Below are 12,454 nucleotides of genomic sequence, written 5' to 3' on the forward strand. Positions count from 1 at the left end.
CTTCATACCCGAGCTTAGCGCACCGCCAACTTTCGCGCACGGCTCCACGCGGCGATTGTGCTCACTCCCGCGTCACCAACGAGAAGCACGCGGCCTCACCCGCCGTATTCGCCCGTCAGAGGGGCTGTCCTTCTACGAGCTGATGTGCCGCCAGGTGCTCCCACGATCCGTGAGGACGTGGGGCGAAGGAGTGCCGAACCTGGGGCCGAACGTGCCGCCCGCCATGAGACCTGACCCGGGCCAAGAGCCATCAGCACACGCCGCCACTGCACGCGAGTAATGCCGCGCGCCTCCAATGCATACGCATACCCATACGCACACTGCGGGCTGAACCATCACCCCAGCGTCACCGGAGCCTCTAGTCCCCACCACGATCCGCCCTTTTGGGCCTATCAGGGGACCGGAGGCACGCCGCGCCGCTCCCCCCGCTCCTACAGGCTGGCAGGTCCGGGCAGGGTGTTCCACCAGTCCCCGAGCCCTCTCCCCGGCTCGTAGCCCCGACCAGGCAGAATCCGAGCACAACAAGCCCGAACGGCCCGCAGAGCCCCCAGGACAGGAGCCGGACATGACCAGTCAGTAGCTACCCCGCCAGGATGTGATCGGCTACGCCAGAGTCCTCATTAAGGTCCAGGCGCGGTTCGGTGTGCACCCCTCCCTCTTTATCGGGTACCCGATATTCTGTGAGTGGACGAAAGAGGTGCCCCATGACCCTGACCCTGATCCCCCCGAGCACTCCTGACGAGGCCACCCAGCAGCTTGCACAGCTCCAGGGCACCACCGTCGCCCTTGCCGTGCTGCGTCGGGTGCAGCTCGTCAAGGCCGCCGAGGCGGGAGTGACCCAGCAGCAGCTTGCCGGTGCGCTCGGCCGAGCCCAGTCGAGCATCAGCGAATACCTCGCCCGTGCCCGCACGAGCCTGGCCGATAGGCCCGCTACGCATCCGCTGTGGCCGGCCGAAGTCATCGACCTCTACGCGGCGGGCCTTCTGCCCCGTGACGAAGTGCTCTCCTACCTCGCCAGTTACCCCTACATCGACCCCGCACCCACCGATGACCCGGCCTACACCGTGACCCGGCCCGGTGAGTTCGGGGAGGTCGCAGCAGCGAACTGGAGCGGCAAGCTCTCCGACGCCGACTACGCGGACCTCTACGACCTTCTGCACGCAGACGACCAGCTGAACTCGATCGGGTCGATCAACTTCCCCGGTCAGTGCACCTAATGGGCGGCTCTGAAGGCTTCGGTAGTTCCGTGAGGACTCTTTCCACTCTTGGTTAGTGCGAGTGGGCACCAAGAAAAACTTGCTAGCAAGCTAGCTATCTAACTTGCGCGCTAGCAAGTCAGCACGCTTTCATGCTTGCTTACTAGTAAGCAAGCATGAAAGCATGCGTGCATGCATACCTTGATGGTCTACTCCGAGGCCGGCGGTGTCGCCAAGACGACGACGGCCGTTTCCCTGGCCATGTCCTGGGCTGAGCAGGGCCGACAGGTGGTCTTGATCGATCTGGATCCTCGTGCGGCTGCCACGAAATGGGTGGACGTGGAACCTACCGAGCCTGGCCTGCATATCGGCGCGGTGATTGGCAACCCCGACCCCACCGGCTGGATCCAGGATCTTGCCGTGCCCTCCGGCTGGCACGAGAACCTTCGCGTGGTCCCCTCTGACCGGTCCTTGTCTCACCAGGAAGCCGACCGCGCGGACCACGCCCATCTGCGTCTGCGCATGGCCTTGTCCGGTCTGCAGGCTGATCTGGTGGTCATCGACTGTCCCAACCGTCAGGGCGGGCCGCTGACCCAGAACGCGTTCACCGCCTCAGACGGGGTGATCTACGCCGCCCGCCCCACCTCGGACGGTTGCGACGGGGTGCACGGGGCCCGCCAGAGCGTGGCCGCGTTCAAACAGTCCATGGCCCTGCTGGGAGCTGCAGACCGGCTCACCGAGGTGGGCATCGTCGTCTCGGACTACCGAGACCACATCACCCCCAAGGACCAGACCGTCGCCGTCGAGGAGCTGCGCGAGACCGGGCTGCTGCTCACCCCCCTGGTGCCGGCCCGCTCCATCGTCCCCAAGGCACGTCTGGCCTGCGACTGGCTGGGCCGCTACGAGAAGGGCGAACCCGTCGCCACCGCCTACGCCGACCTGGCCGGCCTCATCTTCGAAAGGATCACCGCATGAACGAGAAGCAGTCCGAACCCGACCTGAGCCTGCGAGCACAGCGCCGCAAGCCCAGCCCGGCCCCCCAGACCCCGGCTCCCGGAGCGGTGATCCCCGCAGAGCCGGCAACAGCCTCGGACCCGGCCGGCGGGTATGTGCCCCTAGCCCGGCGTGGGGCACCGACCGTGGCGCTGAACGTGCGGGTGCCCGAAGCGATCCGCGACGCGGTGCGTCGAGAAGCGGCCATGAACCCGGCAACGCCCAGCCAGGCAGCGGTCATCGAGGCTCTGGTCCGCGCGCACCTGATGCACTGACCGGTGCGCCAGGTCGAGGGGTCTGAGCTGATCCTTCAGGCCATCAGAGATACCTGCCCCTCCAGGGCTGAGGACCCCTGTGCGTCCTGGGTGCCGGCCTCGTGTTCCCTGCGCAACGTGGGCAGGCTGAAAGGCGTCTGCCACAAACCCTGCTGGGGCCGGTGTTGTGGCGAACTGACTGGGGCCAGTCTTCGGCCGTCTGGCAGGCGAGTTGTGGAGACTGCCGGAGGCGTCTGGGAGCCACGCCATAAACGACCGAATCTGCCGCCCTCGTCTCACACGCGCCGAGGCGGCGACAACCACGCGCGATCCTCAGCAGACGCCGGTGCCATTGCGCCAGCGGTCCTGACTGGGCGTGTGGGCGGGGGTCAAATGGAGGCAGGCCCGGTGCTGTTCAGTGCCCGTGATTCATGGGCACCCCTGACCCCGAGGCATCGAGCAGGGTCAGGGGTGCGCGAACCCTGTCTCAGTGGCCCCCGCCGAGGCGGCCGGACATCCGAGCGCGCATCGCCCGGCTGGCCACGTTGAGACCGGTGATCTCCACCGTCGCCCCGTGCCGCCGGTACTTCTCCTCGACGGCGTCCAGCGCCGCGATCGTGGAGGCGTCCCACAGGTGCGCCTGGCTGAAGTCGATCACCACGCGCGCGGGGTCGCCCGCGTAGTCGAACTGCGTGTAGAGGTCGTTGGAGGAGGCGAAGAACAGCTCGCCCTGCACGCGGTAGCGCGCGACGGCGTCGCGCCCCTGCCCCTCGAGGGTGCGGGTGACGGTGGCCAAGTGCGAGACCCGCTGGGCGAACATGACCATGGCCGCGAGCACGCCCAGGCCCACGCCGATCGCGAGGTTGTGGGTGAGGACGGTGGCCGCCACGGTCACGAGCATCACGGCGGTTTCGGACTTGGGCATGAAGGCCAGCGTGGACGGCCGGATCGAGTGCCAGTCGAAGGTGGCCAGGGACACGAAGATCATCACGGCCACGAGCGCGGCCATGGGCACAAGCGCCACCACGTCACCCAGCGTGACGGACAGGATCAGCACGAACACGCCCGCCATGAAGGTGGAGATCCGGGTGCGGGCCCCGGAGGCCTTCACGTTGATCATGGTCTGGCCGACCATGGCACAGCCGCCCATGCCCCCGAACAGCCCCGAGACCACGTTCGCGACGCCCTGGCCCCAGGACTCGCGGGTCTTGGAGGAGTGGGTGTCTGTGATGTCGTCCACGAGCTTGGCGGTCATGAGGGACTCGAGCAGGCCGACGACGGCCATGCCGAGCGCGTATGGGAACAGCAGCTGCAGCGTCTCCAGCGTGAACGGCACATCCGGCACCAGCAGGGCGGGCAGAGAGTCCGGCAGACGGCCCTTGTCCCCCACCGTGGGCACGTCCGCGCCGGCCAGCAGCACGATCACGGTGACGACGACGATCGCTACGAGCGGGGCCGGGACGGCCGTGGTGACGCGCGGCAGCAGCAGGATGATCGCAAGGCCGAGGGCGGTCAGCGGGTACACCAGCCACGGCACGCCCATCAGGTCCGGCAGCTGCGAGGTGAAGATCAGGATGGCCAGGGCATTGACGAAACCCACCATCACCGAGCGCGGGACGAACCGCATGAGCTTCGCGACGCCGAGCAGCCCCAGGACCACCTGCAACCCTCCGGCCAGGATCACCGCGGCGATCAAGTGGTCGAGTCCATGGGAGGCCACCAAGGGCGCGACGACGAGGGCCGTCGCGGCCGTGGCCGCCGAGACCATGGCCGGCCGTCCGCCCACGAACGCGATGGTCATGGCCATGGTGGCCGCGGCGAACAGGCCCACCTGCGGGTCGACACCCGCGATGAGCGCGAAGGCGATGGCCTCGGGGATCAGGGCCAGCGCGACGACGAGGCCGGCGAGGACCTCGGTCTTGAGGCGGCCGGGTGAGCGGAGGGTCAGGCGGACGGACTGCAGCTGCTCGGGCGAGGGTTCGCGCGAGTTTGGCGGGGCCGCCACGCGGGCGGAGGCAGTGGAGGCAGGTGTCATGAGAGGAACCCTACTCTTACGTGAGGGTAGGTTTGGCGCGGATTGTCGGATGCATGGCGGAGATCACCGCGGGTGCCGAGTGCGTGCGCTGGCTAGCGGACCGGGGCGGGTGGGTCAGTCCCCGAGCGCCTCGAGCTCGGCCAGCAGCTCGTCCGCCTGGCGCAGCTTCCGGGCGAGTGTGGCCCGCCCCTTCCGCGCCCGCTCCAGGTACGCCGCGATGTCCTCCCGCGGCGCCTCGGCGGCCGGCCCCTCGAGAACCTCGAGCAGGAGGGCGGTCTCCTCGAGACTGAAGCCGAGCGGGGTGATGCGCATGACGCGCAGCAGGCGGGTCACGTCGTCCTCGGTGTAGAGCCGGAATCCGCCCTCGCTGCGCGCGGATGGCGGAACGAGGCCGACGTCGTCGTAGTGGCGGATGGAACGCAGGGACAGGCCGGTGCGCCCGGCCACCTCGCCGATCTTCATGGCGTGGCCGGGCATTGCCGCCTCGGAGTCGGCAACCATGGGTATCCCCTTTGGCTGGTTCGTGGATGTGGTTGAGCGCAGCATGAAGCTCTTGCTGAACTGGATGAATACGACCACCTGAGCCTACTGGGGTGGCACAGGCAGGGACCATCCTCTCCAGGGGTGCGGGCAGGAGGCACCGGCTTCCTTCGCGTGTCCCATGGGCGGTCCGCGTTCGAGCAGAGGAAGCCGGCACGGCCAGGGAGGCTGCCGAATGCCGAAGGTGGTGCCCGCTCACCGTGCGCAAAGCCACCCGCCCGCCTGAGCGTCTGGCTCCCCTTCGCCTGGGGATGATGCGTCCACTCGGGTATGCCAGAAGCGACCCCCTGTCCCTCAGGGGATGGTGGGGGCGTTGTCCTGGTGTGAGGGCGAGGTCCTGATCCTTCAGAGGCGGCATGGCGGTCCGTCGTGCGGGGGTCAGATCAGCGGTGCGGCGCTCACGGACAGGTTGGTGCCCACACCCGTGGCGTTGAGGTAGACGACGGTGGTGCCGTAGCCGGAGACCGTGATGGACCGGTAGAGGGAGATGGCCGTGACGGCGGTCGAGCTGGCGCCCGTGGACCCGGCGACGCTGTAGGGGGACTGCCCCGTGGTGCCGCAGGCCTCAGTGCGGTCCAGGCCGAGCCGGCAGGTACCGTCGGTGCGTCCTACGGATCCGTTGGCCGGGACGGCGAGGCCGTTGGTCGCGTTGTAGGTCTTCCCGTTGTTCAAGGCGATCCGGGAGGTGCCGCCGTTGCTGGTGGAGGAGACGGATCCGGTGCGCACCCCGCAGGCCGCGGCCTCGTCGCTGAGGCGGAAGTCGAAATCGAGGGCCACCTGCTTGTTGGACAGCCTGCCGAGCGTCTCGTTGGTGATGCGCAGGTAGGGCATGTCTGACAATCGTTTTGACCATGCGAGCACAGCATTCAGGACCACAGCGGCCCTGTAGATGATCGCGTACTTGTCATACCGGGTCGCCAGACCCCGCCACTGCTTCAGGTGAGCGTACTGACGCTCGATGACGTTGCGGCCCTTGTAGGCGTCCGCGTCGAGGCTGACGGGGCGCCCGCCGCGGGCACCGCGCCGTCTGCGGTGGCCCTGCTGGTCGGCCGGTTCGGGGATGACCGCTTTGATCCCACGGGCACGTAGGTGGGTGCGGATCGCCCGGGAGGAGTACGCCTTATCGCCCAGCACGGCCTCGGGGCGGGTCCGGGGCCGCCCTACTGGCCGGGTCACGCGCAGCTGCTCCAGAAGAGGAAGCAGCATCGGGGAGTCCCCTCACCTGGCCGGGGGTGATCAGGCTGACCAGCGGCAGCCCGGTCCCATCGACGAGCTGATGGATCTTCGTGCTCAGCCCGCCACGGGAGCGCCCGATGCCGTGATCGGCCGGCTCCTCACGCGGATTCTTGTAGTTCGATCCATCCCCCTGTGTGGCGGGTGATGTTCGTCGCGTGCTGGTGGGCGCGGGCGATCGTGGAGTCCACCGAGACCGACCAATCGATCAGGCCTTCGGCGTCAGCGGCGGCGGTCAGCGTGGCCAGCACTGTGTCCCATGTGCCTTTTTCGGCCAAGCGCCGATGCCAGGTCCACACGGTCTGCCAGGGCCCGTAGACCTCGGGCAGATCCCTCCAAGCGATTCCGCACCGGTACCGGTAGATGATCGCCTCCACCATGGTGCGGGCGTCGGCGAACGGCCTGCCGGCGCGGCCGGTCCGGGTCGGGAGCATCGGGGCGATCAACTCCCATTGGGCGTCGGAGAGCATCTGGAACCGGGACATGTCCCCAGGGTCTCAGCTGACTCGTGCATCTATTCTCAGACACGCCCTAGGTCAGGGTGAACGCCGAGGCTGGGAGGGGCTTGCCTGCGGTGTACCCCGCGCAGGAGGAGGCGGCCATGGCGGGCGCGGCCGTCGATGCGGCCACGGCCGGCACGGCCCAGGCGAGGCCGGTGGCTACTGAACGGCGGGAGATTTCCATGAGGGGTACTCCAGTTAGGGCACACAAAAGAATTCAGGTGCACACGATTAGGTTCGTGAAAGCAGGAGTGTTCGGCTACGGCCGTCGGTGCATCTGAGACTGCCGGGGTGCCGGGGTGTGGTCAGACCACCTGTCTCCTCAGAGTTCAGGTATGTTAAATCTCATGCATGCATCGCCATTGGAGCCTCGGATGACCGCCGGTGTGGATCGGCCGGCGGATGGCAAGGTCGCCGTGGAGAGGGTGGATCGCCCCGGTCGTCGGGGAATGCGGCTGCTGGGGCCGGCCTTCGTGGCGGCGGTGGCCTATGTGGACCCCGGCAATGTGGCTGCGAACCTGACGGCGGGGGCCCAGTACGGGTACCTGCTGGTCTGGGTGCTGGTCGCAGCGAACCTGATGGCCATGCTCGTGCAGTACCTCTCGGCGAAGCTCGGGCTCGTCACCGGCCGCTCGCTTCCGGAGCTGCTGGGGCACCGGTTGCCGCGCGGGCGGCGTTTGGCGTACTGGGTGCAGGCGGAGATCGTGGCCGCCGCCACGGATCTGGCCGAGGTGATCGGAGGGGCCATTGCCCTGCACATCCTCTTCGGTATCCCCCTGCTGGCCGGCGGGGTGATCGTCGGGGTGGTCTCGATGATCCTGTTGGGTGTGCAGTCCCGGCGCGGGCAGCAGCCCTTCGAGTTCGTCGTCATGGGCCTGCTGGCCGTGATCACCCTCGGGTTCGTCTCGGGACTGTTCTACGGGCCCATCTCCTGGGGTGAGGCCGTGGCGGGCATGGTCCCCCGGTTCGAGGGAACCCAGACGGTGCTCCTGGCGGCCGGCATGTTGGGGGCCACGGTGATGCCCCACGCGATCTATGTGCACTCAGCTCTGGCGCGTGACCGCCATCAGGGGGCCCACGCTCATCCGGGCACCCTTGGCAGGCTGCTGCGGGCCACCCGGTGGGATGTGGGGCTGTCGCTTCTGGTGGCAGGGTCGGTGAACATCGCGATGCTGCTGCTGGCGGCGGCCAATCTCTCCGGGGTCTCCGGGACGGACAGCATCGAAGGCGCCCACGCGGCGATCACGACCGCACTGGGGCCGGCGGTGGGCGTGCTCTTCGGCGTCGGCCTGTTGGCCTCCGGGCTGGCCTCCACCGCGGTGGGCTCCTATGCGGGGTCGGAGATCATGGGCGGGCTGCTGCGCTGGCGCATCCCTCAGATGCTGCGGCGGGTGCTCACGCTGATCCCCGCGCTGCTGGTCATCGCCTCCGGGGTGGACCCCACCTGGGCGCTCGTCCTCTCCCAGGTGCTGCTCAGTATCGGCATCCCCTTTGCCATGATCCCCCTGGTCCGACTGACCGGTGCCCGGGCCGTGATGGGCCGACACGCGAACTCCACGCCCCTGCAGACGGTGGCATGGGTGGTCGTGGCTCTGATCGTGGCCCTGAACGCCGTGCTGCTGTGGCTGACGTTGACCGGGCAGGGGTGAAGGAGGTCCCGCTATCGTGCAGGCCATGAGCCTCGACGAGATCACTCCGGTGGCCCAGGACTACCTCAAGGCGATCTGGTCCGCCACGGAGTGGGGAGACGCGCCGCTGAGCACGAAGAGCCTGGCCGCACGCATGGGCACCACCGCGCCCAACGTCACCGAGACGGTCAAGCGCCTGGCAGCCCAGGGCCTGGTCGAGTACCAGCCCTACAAGCCCGTGACCCTCACCGGGAAGGGATGCGAGCACGCGATCGCGATGGTCCGCCGGCACCGGCTGCTGGAAAGCTTCCTCGCCGCGAGCCTAGGCTACTCCTGGGACGAGGTCCACGCGGAAGCCGAACGACTCGAGCACGCCGCCTCCGACGAGCTGATCGAGCGGATCGATCAGATGCTGGGCCACCCCACGCACGATCCCCACGGCGACCCCATCCCCACTCCCGCAGGGCAGCGGGAGCGGCCGGCCCACGCGGTCCGCCTGGATGCAGCCGAGCCGGGGTTCTACCGGGTCCTACGCATCTCCGACGCCGACCCGCAGCGTCTGATCTGCTTCCAGCAGGCCGGAATCGTTCCCGACAGTGTCGTCGAGGTGGCCGAGGCCGGCCACTTCCGACTGCGCGTGGTCGCAGTCGGGCCCGTGGAACTCATCGAGACGGATGCGGCTGCCATCTGGCTGGTGCCGAGCTCGACTCGAGGATGAATCGTCCCCACCTTCATTGCGCAGCGGTGCCGCCCCGTCGAGAAGCAGGCTGTCCAAGGGGGTATACCCCTTTACACACCCCGTCCGCCAACGAGAGCATCACGTGTGAGCAGCTTCGCTCTGTGTCGCGGTTTTCGCTGCGTTCCGTGTCGGGTTAGGTGGTGCCGATGACGAGGGTGCTGCGGGCGGCTTCGACGACGTCGTTGGTGATGACGTCGAGCTCGTTGATCTTCAGGACACGTTGAATCTGTGGGAGGAGACGTTCGAGGAGACGGAAGTTGCCGCGGGTGATGCGTTCGACGGCGGCGATGGCTTGCGCGTCAGTGAAGTCGTCGGGGTCGAGGGTCTTGCCGAGCTTGCGCCATTGACGTTCGAGGACGAACAGCAGCTCGTCGTGGCCGAGGGGGCGGTACTGGTGGGCGAACCCGAGTCGGCTGTAGAGCTGTGGGTAGTGAGTGAACTGCTTCTCGATGCCGGGCATGCCGATCAGGATCATCGCGATGCCTGTTCGGTCGTACTGGTCGCGGAGCCACTCGATGGCGTTGCCGGTGAGGCGTTCGGACTCATCGATGATGATCAGCTCGAGCAGTGACGGGTTGGGGCCGTGCGCGTGGTCGACGTGGCCGCCGTGGAGGACGAGGTGTTCCTCGATGCAGCGTTCGGTGCGGATCATGTCGTGCCGGAGGTCCTCTTGCAGGGCGCGCATCGTCGCGGAGACCTCGGGCGTGTAGAAGACGGTCCGGGCGCGGTGGGCCGCGGCATAGATCTTGGTGACGTTCACCTCGTCGGGCGTCGGTTCGTGGTTTGTGAGCTCGTTCCCGGTGCCGGCGCGGCCGGCCCACCAGGTGTTCGAGAGAATCTGGCCCGGGTTAAGAACCGGGATGGGGCGTTCGTAGCGCTTGACGAGGTAGGGCGCGAGGAGCCGGTCGGAGTCGTCGGGGATGACTATGGGCGGATTAAAGGTGACGGTGATGTCTCGCGCGGGGGTCGGTCCGAGGTTGGTGATGATGAAGTCGATGGAGGAGTCGCTATCGACCGCGGGGCGGAACTCGGCGGCGATCATCGGCTGGGATCGGGCTTTGCTGTCCAGGGCGGCGGAGATGAGCGCGATGATCGCGACGAGCGCGGCGACAACGCCGGCGACGGCGCCGATCGCGCTGCCGTACTCGTTGATCCAGGTCCAGGCCTCGAGCACGCTCATCCGGGTCATGAGGTGAGCGTAGCTGCGAGGCGGAACTGGCTAGAGAGACGGGGCGCGTCGTCTGGACATCGTGCCGCCGCAGGCTCTGAGGCGCCGGCGGCCGCGGATCGCGCCTGAGATGGATCGGCGGCCACCGGCGCGGGGGTCAGTGCGCGGCTCCGAGCTCGATCATGAGCACCCCGACGATGATCAGGCCGATACCGGCCGCCATCACCTTGGTCAGCGGTTCCTTGAAGAGGATGCGGCTGAGGACCGCGGTGAGCGCGACACCGGACGCGGCCCAGATGCCGTAGGCGACTCCGAGGGCCAGGCCCTCCACGAGGGCCATGGTGATGCCGAAGAACGCGATGCCGTAGCCGCCGAGGACGGCGAGCAGCCACAGGCCCTTCTTCTTGGAGCCGGAGGTCGCCATGCGCAGCGAGAGGGTGCCGGCGACCTCGAAGATGATCGCGATGATGAGGAACAGGTAGGCCATCAGACGGTCCCTTCACGCTTCTTCGTCGCGGCCTGCGAGCCGAGCTCGACGCACAGGACCCCGCCGATGACGACGGCGATGCCGAGGGTCATCAGCGCGGTCAGCGGCTCTCCGAAGATGACTGCGGAGAGGATCGCGGTCAGGGCCACTCCGGCGGCTCCCCAGATGCCGTACCCGACGCCGAGGGGCATGCCCTGCTTGAGCGCGCCGGCCAGGAGCGTGAACGTTCCGATGTAGCCGACCGCGACGAGCGCGAAGAATCCGGGGGCGTCGACGGCAGCTTTCAGTGACAGGGAGCCTGTCACCTCGAGCGCGATCGCCCCGGCGAGGAACACCCACTTCATTTCTGTACTCCTTCATCGATCAGTCGTTGGGCGATGCCGCGCACGAGTGCACGCTGCTCACCGGTCATGCTCAGAAGTCCGAGCGCCTGGTCGGTCCAGGCGCCGTCAGCGATCAGACGCGCCGACTGCAACGCGGCTTTCTGGCCAGCGTCGCCGGGTGCGTCCTCCCCGAACCAGGGCCGCAGGCGCTCCCGCCACTGGGCGGCGAGAGTGTCGCGCAGCTTCACATCCGCGAGCAGCGCGAGATCGCCCCCGTCGAAATCGGAGAGCACCTCGAAGTCCACATACGCGCGCAGCCGCTCGACCGGATCGGTGACCTCCCCGATCGTCGCGGCGAGCTGTCCCTCCCAGAGGTCCATCACCCGATTGACGACGCCGACCATCAGCGCCTCCTTCGAGGAGAAGTGATGCACCACCCCCGCCTTACTCATGCCTGCTTCGGAGGCGACGGAATCGATCGTCACCACGCCACCGCGCCGCAGCACGGCGATCGCATCATCGAGCAGCTGCTCGGTCGTCTTTGCCATGCCCCGAGAGTACCGACCAAACGTTTGGTCGGTCAAGTGACATAGCGCTATGGGTAGCAGGCGTCCCGTAAGGGGATCGCTTACCGGCACACACAGATACGACGCCGAGCGCCGCGAAAATCCGCGGCGCCGAGTGTCCCGTGTGAGCAGCTTCGCTCTGTGTCGCGGTTTTCGCTGCGTTCCGTGTCGGGTTAGGTGGTGCCGATGACGAGGGTGCTGCGGGCGGCTTCGACGACGTCGTTGGTGATGACGTCGAGCTCGTTGATCTTCAGGACACGTTGAATCTGTGGGAGGAGACGTTCGAGGAGACGGAAGTTGCCGCGGGTGATGCGTTCGACGGCGGCGATGGCTTGCGCGTCAGTGAAGTCGTCGGGGTCGAGGGTCTTGCCGAGCTTGCGCCATTGACGTTCGAGGACGAACAGCAGCTCGTCGTGGCCGAGGGGGCGGTACTGGTGGGCGAACCCGAGTCGGCTGTAGAGCTGTGGGTAGTGAGTGAACTGCTTCTCGATGCCGGGCATGCCGATCAGGATCATCGCGATGCCTGTTCGGTCGTACTGGTCGCGGAGCCACTCGATGGCGTTGCCGGTGAGGCGTTCGGACTCATCGATGATGATCAGCTCGAGCAGTGACGGGTTGGGGCCGTGCGCGTGGTCGACGTGGCCGCCGTGGAGGACGAGGTGTTCCTCGATGCAGCGTTCGGTGCGGATCATGTCGTGCCGGAGGTCCTCTTGCAGGGCGCGCATCGTCGCGGAGACCTCGGGCGTGTAGAAGACGGTCCGGGCGCGGTGGGCCGCGGCATAGATCTTGGTG

General features: G+C 67.6%; 13 protein-coding genes and 1 pseudogene. 5 read left to right on the forward strand and 9 right to left on the reverse strand.

Annotated features, from left to right (window positions below; all coding sequences use genetic code 11):
* Positions 1-704 precede the first annotated feature (704 nt).
* The 3 genes from MHY29_RS02155 (at position 705) to MHY29_RS02165 (ending at position 2,464) form a co-directional block, all read left to right on the forward strand.
* Positions 705-1,217 (forward strand): hypothetical protein, encoded by a 513-nt coding sequence (locus MHY29_RS02155; protein ID WP_002857217.1) that lies wholly within the window; start codon positions 705-707, stop codon positions 1,215-1,217.
* Between the two features lie 183 nt (positions 1,218-1,400).
* Positions 1,401-2,171: a ParA family protein gene (locus tag MHY29_RS02160; RefSeq protein ID WP_239238080.1), complete on the forward strand. Its 771-nt coding sequence runs from the start codon at positions 1,401-1,403 to the stop codon at positions 2,169-2,171.
* A complete protein-coding gene (locus MHY29_RS02165) occupies positions 2,168-2,464 on the forward strand; it encodes a hypothetical protein (RefSeq protein WP_036334967.1) in 297 nt (98 codons plus the stop codon). The genes MHY29_RS02160 and MHY29_RS02165 overlap by 4 nt, the downstream gene beginning before the upstream one ends.
* A 466-nt stretch (positions 2,465-2,930) precedes the next feature.
* On the opposite strand, the gene MHY29_RS02170 is transcribed toward MHY29_RS02165, so the two are convergent.
* The 4 genes and pseudogenes from MHY29_RS02170 to MHY29_RS02185 all read right to left on the reverse strand — a co-directional run bounded on the left by MHY29_RS02170 (position 2,931) and on the right by MHY29_RS02185 (position 6,935).
* On the reverse strand, positions 2,931-4,478 hold the full coding sequence (locus MHY29_RS02170) for a SulP family inorganic anion transporter (RefSeq protein ID WP_002857214.1): 1,548 nt from the start codon (positions 4,476-4,478) through the stop codon (positions 2,931-2,933).
* 114 nt (positions 4,479-4,592) lie between these two features.
* Positions 4,593-4,979 (reverse strand): MerR family transcriptional regulator, encoded by a 387-nt coding sequence (locus MHY29_RS02175; protein WP_087114788.1) that lies wholly within the window; start codon positions 4,977-4,979, stop codon positions 4,593-4,595.
* An 864-nt stretch (positions 4,980-5,843) separates the two neighbouring features.
* Positions 5,844-6,736: pseudogene (locus MHY29_RS02180) on the reverse strand (IS5 family transposase); the annotation flags it as partial.
* A 46-nt stretch (positions 6,737-6,782) separates the two neighbouring features.
* On the reverse strand, positions 6,783-6,935 hold the full coding sequence (locus MHY29_RS02185) for a hypothetical protein (protein ID WP_002857209.1): 153 nt from the start codon (positions 6,933-6,935) through the stop codon (positions 6,783-6,785).
* Positions 6,936-7,125: 190 nt separating this feature from the next.
* Between MHY29_RS02185 and MHY29_RS02190 the strand changes: the two genes are divergently transcribed.
* Together MHY29_RS02190 and MHY29_RS02195 are read left to right on the forward strand one after the other, a co-directional pair.
* Positions 7,126-8,400 carry an Nramp family divalent metal transporter gene (locus MHY29_RS02190; protein ID WP_002857208.1) on the forward strand — a complete coding sequence of 425 codons (1,275 nt, stop codon included), beginning with the start codon at positions 7,126-7,128 and terminating at the stop codon, positions 8,398-8,400.
* Positions 8,401-8,425: 25 nt separating this feature from the next.
* Positions 8,426-9,097: a metal-dependent transcriptional regulator gene (locus MHY29_RS02195; protein ID WP_036334971.1), complete on the forward strand. Its 672-nt coding sequence runs from the start codon at positions 8,426-8,428 to the stop codon at positions 9,095-9,097.
* A 154-nt stretch (positions 9,098-9,251) separates the two neighbouring features.
* On the opposite strand, the gene MHY29_RS02200 is transcribed toward MHY29_RS02195, so the two are convergent.
* The 5 genes from MHY29_RS02200 to MHY29_RS02220 form a co-directional block, all read right to left on the reverse strand.
* Entirely contained in the window at positions 9,252-10,070 is an 819-nt protein-coding gene (locus tag MHY29_RS02200; RefSeq protein WP_370450140.1) for an AAA family ATPase, read from the reverse strand.
* A 373-nt stretch (positions 10,071-10,443) separates the two neighbouring features.
* On the reverse strand, positions 10,444-10,773 hold the full coding sequence (locus tag MHY29_RS02205) for a multidrug efflux SMR transporter (protein WP_002857205.1): 330 nt from the start codon (positions 10,771-10,773) through the stop codon (positions 10,444-10,446).
* Positions 10,773-11,117, reverse strand: coding sequence for a multidrug efflux SMR transporter (locus MHY29_RS02210; protein ID WP_002857204.1), 345 nt, complete (start codon positions 11,115-11,117; stop codon positions 10,773-10,775). The genes MHY29_RS02205 and MHY29_RS02210 overlap by 1 nt, the downstream gene beginning before the upstream one ends.
* Positions 11,114-11,644 carry a TetR/AcrR family transcriptional regulator gene (locus MHY29_RS02215; RefSeq protein WP_002857203.1) on the reverse strand — a complete coding sequence of 177 codons (531 nt, stop codon included), beginning with the start codon at positions 11,642-11,644 and terminating at the stop codon, positions 11,114-11,116. Before MHY29_RS02215 ends, MHY29_RS02210 begins: the two co-directional genes overlap by 4 nt.
* Positions 11,645-11,835: 191 nt before the next feature.
* Positions 11,836-12,454, reverse strand: a 619-nt coding sequence (locus MHY29_RS02220; RefSeq protein WP_049158844.1) for an AAA family ATPase, incomplete at its 5' end; no start/stop codon positions are given.

The sequence above is a fragment of the Micrococcus sp. ACRRV genome (genome assembly GCF_022346985.1).
GTDB classification, from domain to species: Bacteria; Actinomycetota; Actinomycetes; order Actinomycetales; family Micrococcaceae; genus Micrococcus; species Micrococcus porci.

What these genes read in the sequence shown, in the direction of transcription:
- MHY29_RS02155 (WP_002857217.1), top strand. Translation starts at nt 705, where the DNA reads ATGACCCTGACCCTGATCCCCCCGAGCACTCCTGACGAGGCCACCCAG.
- MHY29_RS02160 (WP_239238080.1), top strand. Translation starts at nt 1,401, where the DNA reads ATGGTCTACTCCGAGGCCGGCGGTGTCGCCAAGACGACGACGGCCGTT.
- MHY29_RS02165 (WP_036334967.1), top strand. Translation starts at nt 2,168, where the DNA reads ATGAACGAGAAGCAGTCCGAACCCGACCTGAGCCTGCGAGCACAGCGC.
- MHY29_RS02170 (WP_002857214.1), bottom strand. Translation starts at nt 4,478, where the DNA reads ATGACACCTGCCTCCACTGCCTCCGCCCGCGTGGCGGCCCCGCCAAAC.
- MHY29_RS02175 (WP_087114788.1), bottom strand. Translation starts at nt 4,979, where the DNA reads ATGGTTGCCGACTCCGAGGCGGCAATGCCCGGCCACGCCATGAAGATC.
- MHY29_RS02185 (WP_002857209.1), bottom strand. Translation starts at nt 6,935, where the DNA reads ATGGAAATCTCCCGCCGTTCAGTAGCCACCGGCCTCGCCTGGGCCGTG.
- MHY29_RS02190 (WP_002857208.1), top strand. Translation starts at nt 7,126, where the DNA reads ATGACCGCCGGTGTGGATCGGCCGGCGGATGGCAAGGTCGCCGTGGAG.
- MHY29_RS02195 (WP_036334971.1), top strand. Translation starts at nt 8,426, where the DNA reads ATGAGCCTCGACGAGATCACTCCGGTGGCCCAGGACTACCTCAAGGCG.
- MHY29_RS02205 (WP_002857205.1), bottom strand. Translation starts at nt 10,773, where the DNA reads ATGGCCTACCTGTTCCTCATCATCGCGATCATCTTCGAGGTCGCCGGC.
- MHY29_RS02210 (WP_002857204.1), bottom strand. Translation starts at nt 11,117, where the DNA reads ATGAAGTGGGTGTTCCTCGCCGGGGCGATCGCGCTCGAGGTGACAGGC.
- MHY29_RS02215 (WP_002857203.1), bottom strand. Translation starts at nt 11,644, where the DNA reads ATGGCAAAGACGACCGAGCAGCTGCTCGATGATGCGATCGCCGTGCTG.